Source organism: Cupriavidus sp. PB-02 (assembly GCF_058252315.1).
This window is the reverse complement of sequence record NZ_CM177694.1, coordinates 4,026,449-4,040,096: the sequence shown is the minus strand read 5'-3', so window position 1 is coordinate 4,040,096 and position 13,648 is coordinate 4,026,449. Positions and strand designations below refer to the sequence as shown.

Genomic DNA, 13,648 nt, shown 5'->3' with positions numbered 1-13,648 from the left:
CGAAGGCAGAGGAAGAAACTAATGGCAAAAGGTCCGAATAACGCCGCACGCGCGCGTAAAAAGGTCAAGAAGAACGTTGCCGACGGCATTGCGCACGTCCACGCCTCGTTCAACAACACCATCATCACGATCACCGACCGCCAGGGCAACGCCCTGTCGTGGGCGACCGCCGGTGGCCAGGGCTTCAAGGGTTCGCGCAAGTCGACCCCGTTCGCTGCCCAGGTTGCTGCCGAGAACGCCGGCCGTGTGGCGCAAGACCAGGGTATCAAGAACCTGGAAGTGCGCATCAAGGGCCCGGGCCCGGGTCGTGAATCGGCTGTCCGCGCGCTGAACGCGCTGGGCATCAAGATCGCGATCATCGAAGACGTCACGCCGATTCCGCACAACGGCTGCCGTCCGCCGAAGCGCCGCCGCATCTAAGGCGCTGGCGTGTCCGGACCGGCGGGTTTACCTGCCGGTTTCGGATATGGTAGTATCGCGCGTTGACCTGCTGCATTTCGATGCGGCAGGTTTTCGTTTTGCTTCGAGTGAATGTCTCTTGCAGCACATTTGCCCGATGCACTGGTTATTGCTTTCAGCGTCGTACCCGGCAATGGGGCACGCTCAATAAGCCCACCGTCCGTCACGGTCTCCCGAAATACCGGGTAGCACAGCGTTGACGGACTCGCGGCGCGTCCACACAGGCGCCGTGATCGATCAAAGGAAGACAACGTGGCACGTTATACCGGCCCGAAGGCCAAACTTTCCCGCCGTGAAGGCACCGACCTGTTCCTGAAGAGCGCCCGCCGTTCGCTCGCCGACAAGTGCAAGCTGGACAGCAAGCCCGGCCAGCACGGCCGTACCTCGGGTGCCCGCACTTCCGACTACGGCAACCAGCTGCGTGAAAAGCAGAAGGTCAAGCGCATCTACGGTGTGCTCGAGCGCCAGTTCCGTCGCTACTTCGCCGAAGCCGACCGCCGCAAGGGCAACACCGGCGAGAACCTGCTGCAACTGCTGGAATCGCGCCTGGACAACGTGGTGTACCGCATGGGCTTCGGCTCGACCCGCGCTGAAGCGCGCCAGCTGGTGTCGCACAAGGCGATCCTGGTGAACGGCCAGACCCTGAACGTGCCGTCGGCCCAGATCAAGTCGGGCGACACCATCACCATCCGCGAGCAGTCGAAGAAGCAAGTCCGTATCGCCGAAGCGCTGTCGCTGGCCGAGCAGTCGGGCTTCCCGACCTGGGTCGCTGTGGATGCCAAGAAGTTCGAAGGCACCTTCAAGCAAGCGCCGGATCGTGCCGATATCGCTGGTGACATCAACGAAAGCCTGATCGTCGAACTGTACTCGCGTTAATCAACCGAGCAGAACGATCCCAGAGCTTGCGTTCGCCGCAAAGCTTCTCTTTCAGCCCGACGCGCGCTATGCGCGGTCGGGCTTATTGCCCATCGTGCGATGGGATTTTCAGGTTCCAAACGTCAGCCTTATCGGTGTAACGAGCCGAGGGTATTGAAAAGGACAACCTAATGCAAACAGCACTCCTCAAGCCAAAAATCATCGCCGTCGAGCCTCTGGGCGACCATCACGCCAAAGTCGTGATGGAGCCGTTCGAGCGCGGCTACGGCCATACGCTCGGTAACGCCCTGCGTCGCGTGCTGCTGTCGTCGATGGTCGGTTATGCGCCGACCGAAGTCACGATCGCTGGGGTGGTCCACGAGTATTCCACCATCGACGGCGTGCAGGAAGACGTCGTCAACCTGCTGCTCAACCTGAAGGGCGTGGTGTTCAAGCTGCACAACCGCGACGAAGTCACGGTGTCGCTGCGCAAGGATGGCGAAGGCGTGGTCACGGCTGCCGATATCGAGCTGCCGCACGACGTCGAGATCATCAACCCGAACCACGTGATCGCCCATCTGTCCGCCGGCGGCAAGCTGGACATGCAGATCAAGGTCGAGCAGGGCCGCGGCTATGTGCCGGGCAACGTGCGCAAGTTCGGCGACGAGTCGGGCAAGGTCATCGGCCGCATCGTGCTGGACGCCTCGTTCTCGCCGGTGCGCCGCGTGTCGTACGCGGTTGAATCCGCTCGCGTGGAACAGCGTACCGACCTGGACAAGCTGGTGATGAACATCGAAACCGACGGCGTGATCTCGCCCGAGGAAGCGATCCGCCAGTCGGCCCGCATCCTGGTCGACCAGCTGTCCGTGTTCGCCGCGCTGGAAGGCACCGAGTCGGCAGCGGAAGCTGCTTCGAGCCGCACGCCGCAGATCGACCCGATCCTGCTGCGCCCGGTCGACGACCTGGAACTGACGGTGCGTTCGGCCAACTGCCTGAAGGCCGAGAACATCTACTACATCGGCGACCTGATCCAGCGTACCGAGAACGAACTGCTCAAGACCCCGAACCTGGGTCGCAAGTCGCTCAACGAGATCAAGGAAGTCCTCGCCTCGCGTGGCCTGACCCTCGGCATGAAGCTCGAGAACTGGCCGCCCGCAGGTCTGGAGAAGTAATTGTGGGGCGGGGCCGGTTTTTGCATGTTGGCCTCGCACCGCGGTAACCGCCCTGGCTTCATGCCGGGGCTCGTATGACTACCGGCCCGCGTCCAGCCGCATCGGACGATAGAAGAGCTGGTCAAACACTTAACTGAAAGGAATCATCATGCGTCACCGTCATGGTCTGCGGAAACTGAACCGCACCTCGTCGCACCGTCTCGCGATGCTGCGCAACATGTCCAACTCGCTGTTCCAGCACGAGCTGATCAAGACCACCGTGCCCAAGGCCAAGGAACTGCGCAAGGTCGTCGAGCCGCTGATCACGCTGGCCAAGAAGGACACCGTTGCCAACCGCCGCCTGGCTTTCGCCCGTCTGCGCGACCGCGACATGGTCACCAAGCTGTTCACCGAACTGGGCCCGCGCTACGCCACCCGTCCGGGCGGCTACACCCGCATCCTGAAGTTCGGTTTCCGTCAGGGCGACAACGCGCCGATGGCGCTGGTCGAACTGGTGGATCGTCCGGAAATCACCGAAGCCCCGGCCGAAGAAGCCGCGGAGTAAGGTAGTTTCCGCCCGCCGTTCCGGCGGGTCCGGGCACACCGCTTTACAATCGAGCCAGGCTACCGCCTGGCTCTTTTGTTTTGGGCGGCCGCCCGCCGCAAGGAGAGTGTCGATGCAAAGCCATACCGACCCGGCCGAGGTGATCGTGGTGATCACCAATACTCCCGATGCAGAGACCGCGGCACACCTGTCCCAGGCCGTGCTGCAAGCCCGCGCAGCGGCCTGCGTGAACCGACTGGCGCCGGTGGAATCCGAGTATTGGTGGCAGGGCAACCTGGAGCGCGCGCAGGAGTGGCCGCTGCTGATCAAGACCACGCGCGCACGCTACGCTGCACTGGAGGCCGTGATCCGGCAACATCACCCCTACGACGTGCCGGAAATCATCGCCTGGCCCGTTGTGGCGGGTTTCGCGCCGTACCTGGAGTGGGTCCGGAGCGAGACAGATAGCGCCGGCCAGCCGGCGAAATAGGCGCCATGCGCCCGCAGCGCAGCAGTAGGTACGGCAGCGTGCGCTGATCAAGACAGACAGGAAACAGCTTCATGAACATCGGTTTGGCACTTCCGGAGCGAGCAGGCGGTCGGAACTGGGCGCGGCATATTGCCGCAGCCTTGCTGGTGGCATTGGCCTGGTTGTGCCTGGCAGGTACGGCGCATGCCGCCACGGAAGACGACTTCCTGCCGCCGGAGCAGGCCTTCCGCTTCGCCGCAAGCCAGCTCGACGACAAGACCGTGGAGGTGCGCTTCGAGGTCGCGCCCGGCTACTACATGTACCGCGAGCGCTTCGCCTTCGCCGCGCAACCTGCCAGTGTGAAGCTGGGCACGCCGGCCTACCCGCACGGCAAGGTCAAGTTCGACGACACCTTCGGCAAGGAGATGGAGACGTACCGCGACAGCGTCGTCATCCGCGTGCCGGTCGAATCTGCCCCGGCCGACGGCAAGTGGTCGCTGACGGTCACCTCGCAGGGCTGCGCCGACAAGGGCCTGTGCTACCCGCCGATGGAGAGCGTGTACAAGGTCGGCGGCGGTGGCCTGTCCGACCTGTTCGGCAAGCGCCGCAGCTCCGATGCGCCCACGGTCGCGCCGGCTCCGGCGCCTGCCACGCCAGCCGCACCGGCGGGGCTGCGCGCCGACGACAGCGACCGCATCGCTGGTGCGCTGGCGAGCCGCAACCTGGGCGTGATCGCGGCGCTTTTCTTCGGCCTGGGCCTGTTGCTGACCTTCACGCCATGCGTGCTGCCGATGGTGCCGATCCTGTCGTCGATCGTGGTGGGCGAGCACGTCACCCGCGGTCGCGCGCTATTGGTGTCGCTGGCCTACGTGCTGGGCATGGCCGTGGTCTACACCGCCGTCGGCGTGGCCGCCGGGCTGCTCGGTGAGGGCCTGTCGGCCGCGCTGCAGACGCCCTGGGTGCTGGGCGTGTTTGCGGCGCTGATGGTGGCGCTGTCGCTGTCGATGTTCGGGCTGTATGAGCTGCAACTGCCGCAGCGCTGGCAGACCCGGCTGACCGAATCCTCCAACCGCCGCCAGGGCGGCCAGGTGGCGGGTGCGGCGGCGATGGGTGCGATCTCGGCGCTGATCGTCGGGCCATGCGTCACGGCGCCGCTGGCGGGGGCGCTGGCGTATATCGCGCAGACTCGCGATGCCGTGATCGGCGGCGCGGCGCTGTTCGCGATGGCGATCGGCATGGGCGTGCCACTGGTGCTGGTGGGCGTGGGCGCGGGCAACCTGCTGCCGCGCGCCGGGCGGTGGATGGAAGTGACCAAGCGCTTCTTCGGTTTCCTGCTGCTGGGCGTGGCGCTGTGGATGCTGGGGCCGGTGCTGCCGGCCTGGGCCACGATGCTGTTGCTGGCGGCGCTGCTGCTGGTGGCGGCGGTGTTCCTCGGCGCCTTCGACGGGCTGGGCCCGGAGCCGCGCAACCTGGCGCGCGTAGGCAAGGGCGTGGGCGTGTTGTTCGCGATCACCGCGGCGATCGTGCTGATCGGCGTGGCCTCGGGCGGGCGCGATGCGTTGCAGCCGCTGTCGCACCTGAGCGTGGCGCGCAGCGGCGCAGAAGCAGGGGGCGGCGCCCAGGCCGTGCGCTTCGAACGCGTGCGCAGCGTGGCCGAGCTCGACGCCCGCGTGGCGCAGGCGGCCGCGGCGGGCAAGCCCGTGCTGCTCGATTTCTATGCCGACTGGTGTGTCAGCTGCAAGGAGATGGAGCGCCTCACCTTCGTCGATCCGCGCGTGCGCGCGCGGCTGTCGGAGATCGTGCTGCTGCAGGCCGACGTGACCGCCAACAATGCCGACGACAAGGCGCTGCTCAAGCGCTTCGGCCTGTTCGGGCCGCCCGGCATCATCCTGTTTGGCGCGGACGGCCGCGAGCGGCCCGTGCGCGTGATCGGCTACCAGTCGGCCAACCGCTTCCTGGAAAGCCTGGAACGGGCGTTCGGCACGCGCACCAGTACCTGAGGCGTACCTGCGGCTGCGGGCGCGCTAGCGCTCGATCTGCCGCCCCAGCCCCCACAGCGCGGCCAGCACCACCGCCACTGCTCCCATCAGGCCGATCGACCACCAGAACCCTTGCGGCTCGCGCAGCCACGGCATGCGGTCGAAGTTCATGCCGAAGATGCCGGTGATCAGCGTCAGCGGCATGAACAGCGCCGTGATCAGCGTCAGCGTGCGCATGGTGCGGTTGGTCCGGTGTGCCACCGCCGAGAAGTGGATCTGCACCGCCGACTCGATCGAATCCTCCAGCCGCCTGGCATGCGCCAGCACGCGCTGGATATGCTCCATCACGTCGTTGATGCGCACCAGCAGTACTTCGTCGCGCCCCGGCGCATTGGCCGGCGCGCCTGGCTGGTCGCTGCTGTAGCGGTTGTCGAGCAGGCTGTCGCGGAATTCCTGCAGCGCATCGCGCTGCTCCTCGCTCAGGTGCTCGAGCTTGCGCAGCTGGATGCGGGCATCCAGCAATCCTTCCCAACTGGAAAAGCTGCGGCGCGAATTGAGCAGCGCACGCTGCCAGCGGTCGAGCTGGCGCGTCAGTGGCGCGCGCAGCTCCAGGTAGCGGTCGACCATCGCATTGAGCAGGCGCAGCATCAGGTCCTCGGGCCGGCTCGGCGGGCGCACGCCGTGCAACAGCGGCTGGCCGTTACCGCGCGCGGGCGCGGCCTGCGGGCGCGGCGCCTGGCACAGCTCGAGCAGGCGCTGGCGCACTTGGTCGACGGTGCGCGAGGGCCCGGAGCGCACCGTCACCAGCACCGTGTCGAAGACGAAGAACGTGACCGGCTGGGTGTCGATCCTGGCGAGCGCGGGCAGGAAGCCGGGCGGATGACGCCTGGGCCGCGGCGCGCCGTCAGCCTTTGACTTGGGGCCGCCCGCGGGCGCAGCCTCCTGCGGCTCCGCCTCAGCGATCGCGCGGCTGGTCTCGAAGGTGAGTTTGCGGAAGATCACCATGTCATACGCAATGGTCGTGTCGAAATACGACGGATGCGCAGCATTGGTGGCGTCGGCCAGGTGCAGGTCCAGGATCGGTGCGCCGGCAAGCTGCCGCACGCTCTCGCGCCAGGCATCGGGGGCGGCGGTGACTTCCTCGGTGGAGAAATCCGCCCAGACGAAGAGCGAGGCGGCATTGCCGCCGAGGAAGCTGGCCGCCTCGGTGAGCGAGGCGAGCCGATGTACCTGGCTGGCCGAGAAGCCGAGCAGTTCCATAGGCGCGAGATCAGGCCGTCAGCAGGCGCGCGGCGTCGCGCGCGAAATAGGTCAGGATGCCGTCGGCACCGGCACGGCGGAAGGCCAGCAGCGATTCCATCATGACCTTGTCGTGGTCGAGCCAGCCGTTCTGCGCGGCGGCTTTCAGCATCGCGTACTCGCCGCTCACCTGATACACGTAGGTTGGGAAGCGGAACTCGTCCTTCACGCGGCGCACGATATCCAGGTATGGCATGCCAGGCTTGACCATCACCATGTCGGCGCCTTCCAGGATGTCCTGCGCCACTTCGCGCAGGGCCTCGTCGGTGTTGGCCGGGTCCATCTGGTAGGTCATCTTGTTGCCCTTGCCCAGGCTGGCGGCCGAGCCCACCGCGTCGCGGAAGGGACCGTAGAACGCCGATGCGTACTTGGCCGAGTACGCCATGATGCGCGTATGGATGTGGCCGTTGTCTTCCAGCGCCGTGCGCACCGCGCCGATGCGGCCGTCCATCATGTCCGACGGCGCCACGATATCCACGCCGGCGTCGGCCTGGGAGAGCGCCTGGCGCACCAGGATCTCGACTGTCACGTCGTTGATGACGTAACCGTTGTCGTCCAGCACGCCATCCTGACCGTGGCTGGTGTACGGGTCGAGCGCCACGTCGCACAGCACGCCGAGTTCAGGGAAGCGGTCCTTCAGCGCGCGCACGGCGCGCGGCACCAGCCCTTCGGGATTGGTCGCCTCGATGCCGTCCGGCGTCTTCAGCGACGGGTCGATCACGGGGAACAGCGCGATCACGGGGATGCCGAGCTTCACGCAGTCTTCCGCCACCGGCATCAGCAAATCGACGGATACGCGCTCGACGCCCGGCATTGACGCCACCGACTGGCGCTGGTTCTCGCCGTCGAGGATAAACACCGGGTAGATCAGGTTGTCCGGTGACAGGCGATGCTCGCGCATCATGCGGCGGGAGAAATCGTCGCGGCGCATGCGGCGGGGGCGGTACTCGGGGAAGGTGGACATGGCAGGCTTGTTGGCGAAGAGCTGGACAAGAAGACGGGCCGGAATGCTTGTCGCCCGAAAGAGCGTTACTGCATCCCGATGGGTCCCGATTGCGAGCCGGCAGGCACTGCGCGCGCGGCGCAAAGATGCCGGCTGAAGAAAAACTAAACTTTTGAACGTGCTCGCTATCATACTCGCGGACACTTTGCGTTGCGCCCTGCGTGGCGCGGTGTCCCCCGCTACTCCTCCCTGAGCGGGTCCCGCCCACGCGGCGGGAAAGTTCGTCCCCGTTGCTTGCAACGGGGCTTTTTTTTGCGCGCTCGCCGCAACATGGCCGAGCGCGCGTCGCGCTCACGCCGCGGGATCAGCGGCGGGCGGCTCGGGCTTTTCGGATGGTGCGGAAGCTTCGCCCTGCTGTGCAGCCTTCTGCGCGCCTTTCTCCGCTCCCTTCTCCGCGGCCTTCTGCGCTTCCGGCAGGTTCAGCCAACCCGCGATCACACCCTGAGCTTCTTCGATGCCGCGTCGCTTCAGGCTGGAGAACAGCTGCGCCGTCAGCGGCACCGGCGTTTCCAGTTGCTCCGCATAGCCTTGCAGCATCTTGCGCGTCTCGCGCAGCGCCTTGGCGTTGTCGCTGTTGGTCAGCTTGTCGGCCTTGGTCAGCAGCACATGGATAGGCCGTCCCGTCGGCAGGAACCACTCCACCATCTGGCAATCGAGATCGGTGAACGGGCGGCGCGCATCCATCATCAGGATCAGGCCCGACAACTGCGGCCGGCTCTGCACGTAGTCGCTCAGCAGGCCCTGCCAGTGGTACTTGGCCGAGCCTGACACTTCCGCATAGCCGTAGCCGGGCAGGTCAACCAGGAAGGCGAGCGGATCGGGCGCCTTCACCGGCGCCACCGAAAAGTAGTTGATGTGCTGCGTGCGCCCGGGCGTGCGCGACGAGAACGCCAGCCTTTTCTGATTGCACAGGATGTTGATGGCAGTGGACTTGCCGGCGTTGGAGCGGCCGGCGAACGCCACCTCCGGCACGGCCGTGGCAGGCAGGTCGCGCAGGTGATTGACGGTGATGAAAAAGCGGGCCTGGTGAAGGAGGGACATGCGCTCGAGCGGTGGGGCGGGGCGCCGCGGCGGCGCGCATGGCGCGTGCGGTGGCCGGGGTCCCGCCAGGGTGGGATGGCAGACGGCCATGGCCGCCGTCCGGGGGTTGATCTGGCGCAGCCCGGAGGAAGTTCATCGGGGCTCAGCGGGGCGCAAGGCATCAATCCGGCACATATCTTATTGTACAATACGCCGGTTTACGGTCTCCTGAGCGGGTGACGCGTGGCATCCCTGGCTGCGTGCCTCGGCTGCCGTTGTCCGGGCGGGAAGCCTAGTGTGTCGTTCCATCGTGGGTAGTGCCTTGTTTCCGTATTGCGCGTAGCGGCGTTGCCGCAGCGGATCCGGTGCGGGGCCGGGCGGCGGGGTCTGCCGCCGGCGGTGACGTCGCGGATCGGTCGGGGGACAGGCCAGCCGCGCGCCACGCCACGATGTCAGGCTTCTGCACCGGCGCGTCCTCACCGCCAGCAGAACGCCGGCCGGCACGCATTACGGTATCCAAAACAATTCAGAGAAGGTGTGCGAATGAACCGCATTGCGAAGATTCTGGGTGTCCTGGCTCTGGCCGTTCCTGCCGCCGCCCTTTCCGGACTGGCATCTGCCGCCGAGCAGGCCGCCGCGAAGGCTGACCCAGCCAAGGGTGAAACGCTGTACACGCAAGGTGCCCCTGATCGCAATGTGCCCGCCTGCCTGAGCTGCCACGGCGCCGCCGGCAACAGCGCTGCCGCTGCCAACCCCAAGCTGGCCGCCCAGCATCCTGAGTACGTCCACAAGCAGTTGGCTGACTTCAAGTCCAAGGCGCGCAACAACGCGATCATGGTGCCGATGGCGTCCGTTCTGTCCGACGAGGAAATGCGGAACATCGGCGCCTACCTGGCCAAGCAGTCGCTCAAGCCGGCCACTGCCAAGAACAAGGACACCATCGAAGCCGGCCAGAAGATCTACCGTGGCGGCATCGCGGCCAAGGGCGTGCCCGCCTGTGCTGCCTGCCACGGCCCCACCGGCGCCGGCATCCCGGCCCAGTACCCGCGTATCGCCGGCCAGTGGTCGGAATATACCGAGGCACAACTGGTGGCGTTCCGCCAGGGCACCCGCAAGAACAACCCGGTCATGACGACTATCGCCGCCAAGATGTCGGATGCCGAGATCAAGGCGGTGGCGGACTACGTCGCCGGGGTCCGCTAAGGACTACGGCTGACGACTCCCGCTGGCGCCGCCAGGCGCCGGCGCCCTGGTTGGCATGCCCCGGCATGCAACCGAACGCGACCGTCACAATCGAAAAGGGTGGCCTGCTTGTTCAAGCATGTCCGCCCTTTTTTATTTCATAGCTGCAGGCTTGTTTTAGGTTTCCCTTCACATGTCGACCGCCTCCACTTCAGGGCTGCACCTGAAGACCTCTCACCGCGTGCTGCGCGACGCGGTCGAATTGTTGTCCTCGATGCGCTTCGCGATCGCGCTGCTGACCGTGATCGCCATCGCCAGCGTGGTCGGCACCGTGCTCAAGCAGAACGAGCCGTATTCCAACTACGTCAACCAGTTCGGGCCGTTCTGGGCCGATATTTTCCACGCGCTGTCGCTGCAGAAGGTCTATGGCTCCTGGTGGTTCCTGCTGATCCTGGCCTTCCTGGTGACATCGACCTCGCTCTGCCTGGTGCGAAACGCGCCCAAGATGGTGGCCGACATGCGTTCCTGGAAGGACCATGTGCGCGAGCGCAGCCTGCGCGCCTTCCATCACCGCGGCGAGTTCGACGGCGCGCGCCCGCGCGCCGAGGCGGTGACCCGGCTGTCGGCGCTGCTGCGCAACCGCGGCTACCGCCTCAAGGCGGTCGAGCATGACGGCGCCACGCTGCTGGCTGCCAAGGCCGGCGCCGCCAACAAGGCCGGCTATATCCTGGCGCACACGGCCATCGTGGTGATCTGCATCGGCGGCCTGCTGGACGGCGACATGCTGATCCGCGCGCAGATGTGGTTCGGCGGCAAGACGACGATCAGGGGCAACGCCGTAATCAGCGAGATCCCGCCTCAGCACCGGCTGCCGGCCAGCAACCCGGGTTTTCGCGGCAACGCCTTCGTGCCCGAGGGCGCCACCGTGTCCACCGCCATCCTGAATATCTCGGACGGCGCGCTGGTGCAGGACCTGCCGTTTGCCCTCACGCTCAAGAAGTTCAAGATCGACTTCTACGAGACCGGCATGCCCAAGCTGTTCGCCTCGGACGTGATCGTGACCGACCGCGCCACCGGCAAGCAGACCGAGGCCACCATCAAGGTCAACGAGCCGCTGATCGTCGACGGCATCGCCATCTACCAGTCCAGTTTCGAGGACGGCGGCTCGCGCCTTAAGTTCGTCGGCTACCCGATGCAGGGGAGCGGCCACGCCACCTTCGCCATCGACGGCGCGGTGGGCGGCAACAAGCCGCTGGCGGGCACGGGCACCAGCGCGGACAGCGAAGGCATGACGGTCGAGTTCAGCGATTTCCGGCTGATGAATATCGAGAACGTCACCGATGCCTCGGGCAAGCCCGATGCGCGCGGGGTGGCACGCAAGTCGTTCAACGACACGCTGGAAAAACACCTCGGCGCCGCCGCCAGCACCGACCGCGCCAAGACGCTGCGCAACGTCGGTCCTTCGGTGCAATACAAGCTGCGCGACCGCAACGGCCAGGCGCGCGAATTCAACAACTACATGGTGCCGGTGCAGATGGACGGCCAGTCGGTGTTCCTGGCCGGCATGCGTGAATCGCCCAGCGAACAGTTCCGCTACCTGCGCATCCCGGCCGACGACCAGGGCAGCGTGGCCGACTGGATGCGGCTGCGCGCCGCGCTGCAGGACCGCGGCCTGCGCGGCGAGGCGGCGCGCCGCTTCGCGCTGGCGTCGATGCCTGGCGACGACAAAGCCGACCTGCGCCGCCAACTGGCCGAAAGCGCGCTGCGCGCGCTCGACCTGTTCGCCGGCGCCGTGCGGCCCACGCCTGACTCGCCGCCGGGCGGCTTCACCGCGATCGCCGCGTTCCTGGAAAAGTCCGTGCCGCCGGCTGAGCAGCAGAAAGCGGCCGACGTGCTGCTGAAGATCCTGAACGGCTCGATGTGGGAGCTGTGGCAGCTGGCGCGCGCGCAGGACAAGGTGCCGGTGGTGGCCAACAGCGCACAGAGCGGCACCTTCCTGCAGCAGGCGATCAACGCGCTGTCGGACAGTTTCTTCTACGGCGCGCCGGTGTTCCTGCAGCTTGATGACTTCAAGGAGATCAAGGCCAGCGTGTTCCAGATGACCCGTGCGCCGGGCAAGAACATCGTGTATCTTGGGTGCTTGCTGCTGGTGCTGGGCGTGTTCGCGATGTTCTATATCCGCGAGCGCCGCGTCTGGGTCTGGATCAAGGACAAGCCCGCCGAAGGCGACGTCACGGAGCCGGGCAGCCACGTGCTGATGGCAATGTCGACCCAGCGGCGCACCATGGATTTCGAGAAGGAATTCACCGCACTGCGGGACGATATCGGCCGCGCCTCGGGTGGCAGCGGCGATGCGCCGGATTCGTCCGCGCACGGCGCACCGGCCACCGCCGCGCCGCCCCACGCGCCTGACCCGCGCAAGTAACCAGCGAAGTAACGAGCAGGTACGCTATGTCTTCAAATGTGAACCAGGCCAACACCACGCGCGCCGAAACCGGGGCCGCCGACGAGGCCTATCTCGAACCTTCCTTCCTGCGCCGCCTCAGCTGGGTGGACTGGCTCTTCGCCTTGGCGCTGGCCGCCGGCGCCGGCGTGGCGCTGTCGCAATACGGGAAGTGGATGGACGGCTACGATAAGGCGGTGCTGATCGGCGCCGTGCCGACCTTTGCGCTGCTTGGCTGGCACTGGAAGCCGGTGCGCCCGCTGATGCTGGTGCTGGCGGTGCTGTCGCTGTTTGCGATCCAGCTCTACCAGGGGCAGCTCGCGCGCGCGGACCAGGCCTTCTTCCTCAAGTACTTCCTGTCGAGCCAGTCGGCCATCCTGTGGATGAGCGCGCTGGTGTTCCTGTCCACGCTGTTCTACTGGGTCGGGCTGGCCACGCGCTCGGACACCGGCTACAGCATCGGCAGCAAGCTGTGCTGGGGCGCGATCGTGCTGGGCTTCACCGGCATGCTGGTGCGCTGGTTTGAGTCGTACCTGATCGGCACCGACATCGGCCATATCCCCGTCTCCAACCTGTATGAAGTGTTCGTGCTGTTCACGCTGATTACTTCGCTGTTCTACCTCTACTACGAAGGCCACTACGCCACGCGCGCGCTGGGCCCGTTCGTGATGCTGGTGGTGTCGGCCGCGGTGGGCTTCCTGCTGTGGTACACGGTCAGCCGCAATGCGCAGGAGATCCAGCCGCTGGTGCCGGCGCTGCAGAGCTGGTGGATGAAGATCCATGTGCCGGCAAACTTTATCGGCTACGGCACCTTCGCACTGGCGGCGATGGTATCTGTCGCTTACCTGCTCAAGCAGCGTGGCATCCTGGCCGAGCGGCTGCCGTCGCTGGAGCTGCTCGACGACGTGATGTACAAGGCCATCGCGGTCGGCTTCGCCTTCTTCACGATCGCCACGATCCTGGGCGCGCTGTGGGCGGCCGAGGCTTGGGGTGGGTACTGGAGTTGGGATCCCAAGGAAACCTGGGCGCTGATCGTGTGGCTGAACTACGCGGCGTGGCTGCATATGCGGCTGATGAAGGGCCTGCGCGGCACGGTGGCGGCCTGGTGGGCGCTGGTCGGCCTGCTGGTGACGACCTTCGCGTTCCTGGGCGTCAATATGTTCCTGTCGGGGCTGCACAGCTACGGCGAACTCTGATGACGCGCCATGGTGCGATGCAAAAACCTGCCTTCGGGCAGGTTTTTT

General features: G+C 66.1%; 12 protein-coding genes. 9 read left to right on the top strand and 3 right to left on the bottom strand.

Annotated elements, in window-relative coordinates:
• The first annotated feature begins 21 nt into the window (after positions 1-21).
• From rpsK to dsbD, 6 genes are all read left to right on the top strand, one after another.
• Positions 22-420, top strand: coding sequence for a 30S ribosomal protein S11 (rpsK, locus tag AC10V3_RS18945; protein WP_010812376.1), 399 nt, complete (start codon positions 22-24; stop codon positions 418-420).
• 291 nt (positions 421-711) lie between these two features.
• On the top strand, positions 712-1,335 hold the full coding sequence (rpsD, locus tag AC10V3_RS18940; protein ID WP_022536856.1) for a 30S ribosomal protein S4: 624 nt from the start codon (positions 712-714) through the stop codon (positions 1,333-1,335).
• Positions 1,336-1,505: 170 nt separating this feature from the next.
• Positions 1,506-2,486 carry a DNA-directed RNA polymerase subunit alpha gene (locus AC10V3_RS18935; protein WP_010812374.1) on the top strand — a complete coding sequence of 327 codons (981 nt, stop codon included), beginning with the start codon at positions 1,506-1,508 and terminating at the stop codon, positions 2,484-2,486.
• Between the two features lie 148 nt (positions 2,487-2,634).
• A complete protein-coding gene (gene rplQ / locus AC10V3_RS18930; protein ID WP_010812373.1) occupies positions 2,635-3,030 on the top strand; it encodes a 50S ribosomal protein L17 in 396 nt (131 codons plus the stop codon).
• Between the two features lie 112 nt (positions 3,031-3,142).
• Entirely contained in the window at positions 3,143-3,499 is a 357-nt protein-coding gene (gene cutA / locus AC10V3_RS18925) for a divalent-cation tolerance protein CutA (protein WP_022536855.1), read from the top strand.
• A gap of 71 nt (positions 3,500-3,570) precedes the next feature.
• Positions 3,571-5,478 carry a protein-disulfide reductase DsbD gene (gene dsbD / locus AC10V3_RS18920; RefSeq protein ID WP_022536854.1) on the top strand — a complete coding sequence of 636 codons (1,908 nt, stop codon included), beginning with the start codon at positions 3,571-3,573 and terminating at the stop codon, positions 5,476-5,478.
• Between the two features lie 24 nt (positions 5,479-5,502).
• Here the strand turns inward: dsbD and AC10V3_RS18915 are convergent, their stop codons facing one another.
• The 3 genes from AC10V3_RS18915 to yihA form a co-directional block, all read right to left on the bottom strand.
• A complete protein-coding gene (locus AC10V3_RS18915; RefSeq protein WP_022536853.1) occupies positions 5,503-6,717 on the bottom strand; it encodes a magnesium transporter CorA family protein in 1,215 nt (404 codons plus the stop codon).
• Positions 6,718-6,727: 10 nt separating this feature from the next.
• Positions 6,728-7,720 (bottom strand): porphobilinogen synthase, encoded by a 993-nt coding sequence (hemB, locus tag AC10V3_RS18910; RefSeq protein WP_022536852.1) that lies wholly within the window; start codon positions 7,718-7,720, stop codon positions 6,728-6,730.
• Positions 7,721-8,050: 330 nt separating this feature from the next.
• Positions 8,051-8,800, bottom strand: a complete 750-nt coding sequence (gene yihA, locus AC10V3_RS18905) for a ribosome biogenesis GTP-binding protein YihA/YsxC (RefSeq protein ID WP_022536851.1) — start codon at positions 8,798-8,800, stop codon at positions 8,051-8,053.
• A gap of 522 nt (positions 8,801-9,322) precedes the next feature.
• Between yihA and AC10V3_RS18900 the strand changes: the two genes are divergently transcribed.
• From AC10V3_RS18900 to ccsB, 3 genes are all read left to right on the top strand, one after another.
• A complete protein-coding gene (locus AC10V3_RS18900) occupies positions 9,323-9,982 on the top strand; it encodes a c-type cytochrome (RefSeq protein ID WP_022536850.1) in 660 nt (219 codons plus the stop codon).
• Positions 9,983-10,154: 172 nt separating this feature from the next.
• Entirely contained in the window at positions 10,155-12,386 is a 2,232-nt protein-coding gene (locus AC10V3_RS18895) for a cytochrome c biogenesis protein ResB (protein ID WP_022536849.1), read from the top strand.
• A gap of 26 nt (positions 12,387-12,412) precedes the next feature.
• Positions 12,413-13,600 carry a c-type cytochrome biogenesis protein CcsB gene (gene ccsB, locus AC10V3_RS18890; RefSeq protein ID WP_022536848.1) on the top strand — a complete coding sequence of 396 codons (1,188 nt, stop codon included), beginning with the start codon at positions 12,413-12,415 and terminating at the stop codon, positions 13,598-13,600.
• The last annotated feature ends 48 nt before the right edge of the window (positions 13,601-13,648 follow it).

Bases quoted from the DNA above. Each gene is read 5' to 3' on its own strand.
- rpsK (WP_010812376.1), top strand. From the start codon at position 22: ATGGCAAAAGGTCCGAATAACGCCGCACGCGCGCGTAAAAAGGTCAAG.
- AC10V3_RS18935 (WP_010812374.1), top strand. From the start codon at position 1,506: ATGCAAACAGCACTCCTCAAGCCAAAAATCATCGCCGTCGAGCCTCTG.
- rplQ (WP_010812373.1), top strand. From the start codon at position 2,635: ATGCGTCACCGTCATGGTCTGCGGAAACTGAACCGCACCTCGTCGCAC.
- cutA (WP_022536855.1), top strand. From the start codon at position 3,143: ATGCAAAGCCATACCGACCCGGCCGAGGTGATCGTGGTGATCACCAAT.
- dsbD (WP_022536854.1), top strand. From the start codon at position 3,571: ATGAACATCGGTTTGGCACTTCCGGAGCGAGCAGGCGGTCGGAACTGG.
- AC10V3_RS18915 (WP_022536853.1), bottom strand. From the start codon at position 6,717: ATGGAACTGCTCGGCTTCTCGGCCAGCCAGGTACATCGGCTCGCCTCG.
- hemB (WP_022536852.1), bottom strand. From the start codon at position 7,720: ATGTCCACCTTCCCCGAGTACCGCCCCCGCCGCATGCGCCGCGACGAT.
- yihA (WP_022536851.1), bottom strand. From the start codon at position 8,800: ATGTCCCTCCTTCACCAGGCCCGCTTTTTCATCACCGTCAATCACCTG.
- AC10V3_RS18900 (WP_022536850.1), top strand. From the start codon at position 9,323: ATGAACCGCATTGCGAAGATTCTGGGTGTCCTGGCTCTGGCCGTTCCT.
- AC10V3_RS18895 (WP_022536849.1), top strand. From the start codon at position 10,155: ATGTCGACCGCCTCCACTTCAGGGCTGCACCTGAAGACCTCTCACCGC.
- ccsB (WP_022536848.1), top strand. From the start codon at position 12,413: ATGTCTTCAAATGTGAACCAGGCCAACACCACGCGCGCCGAAACCGGG.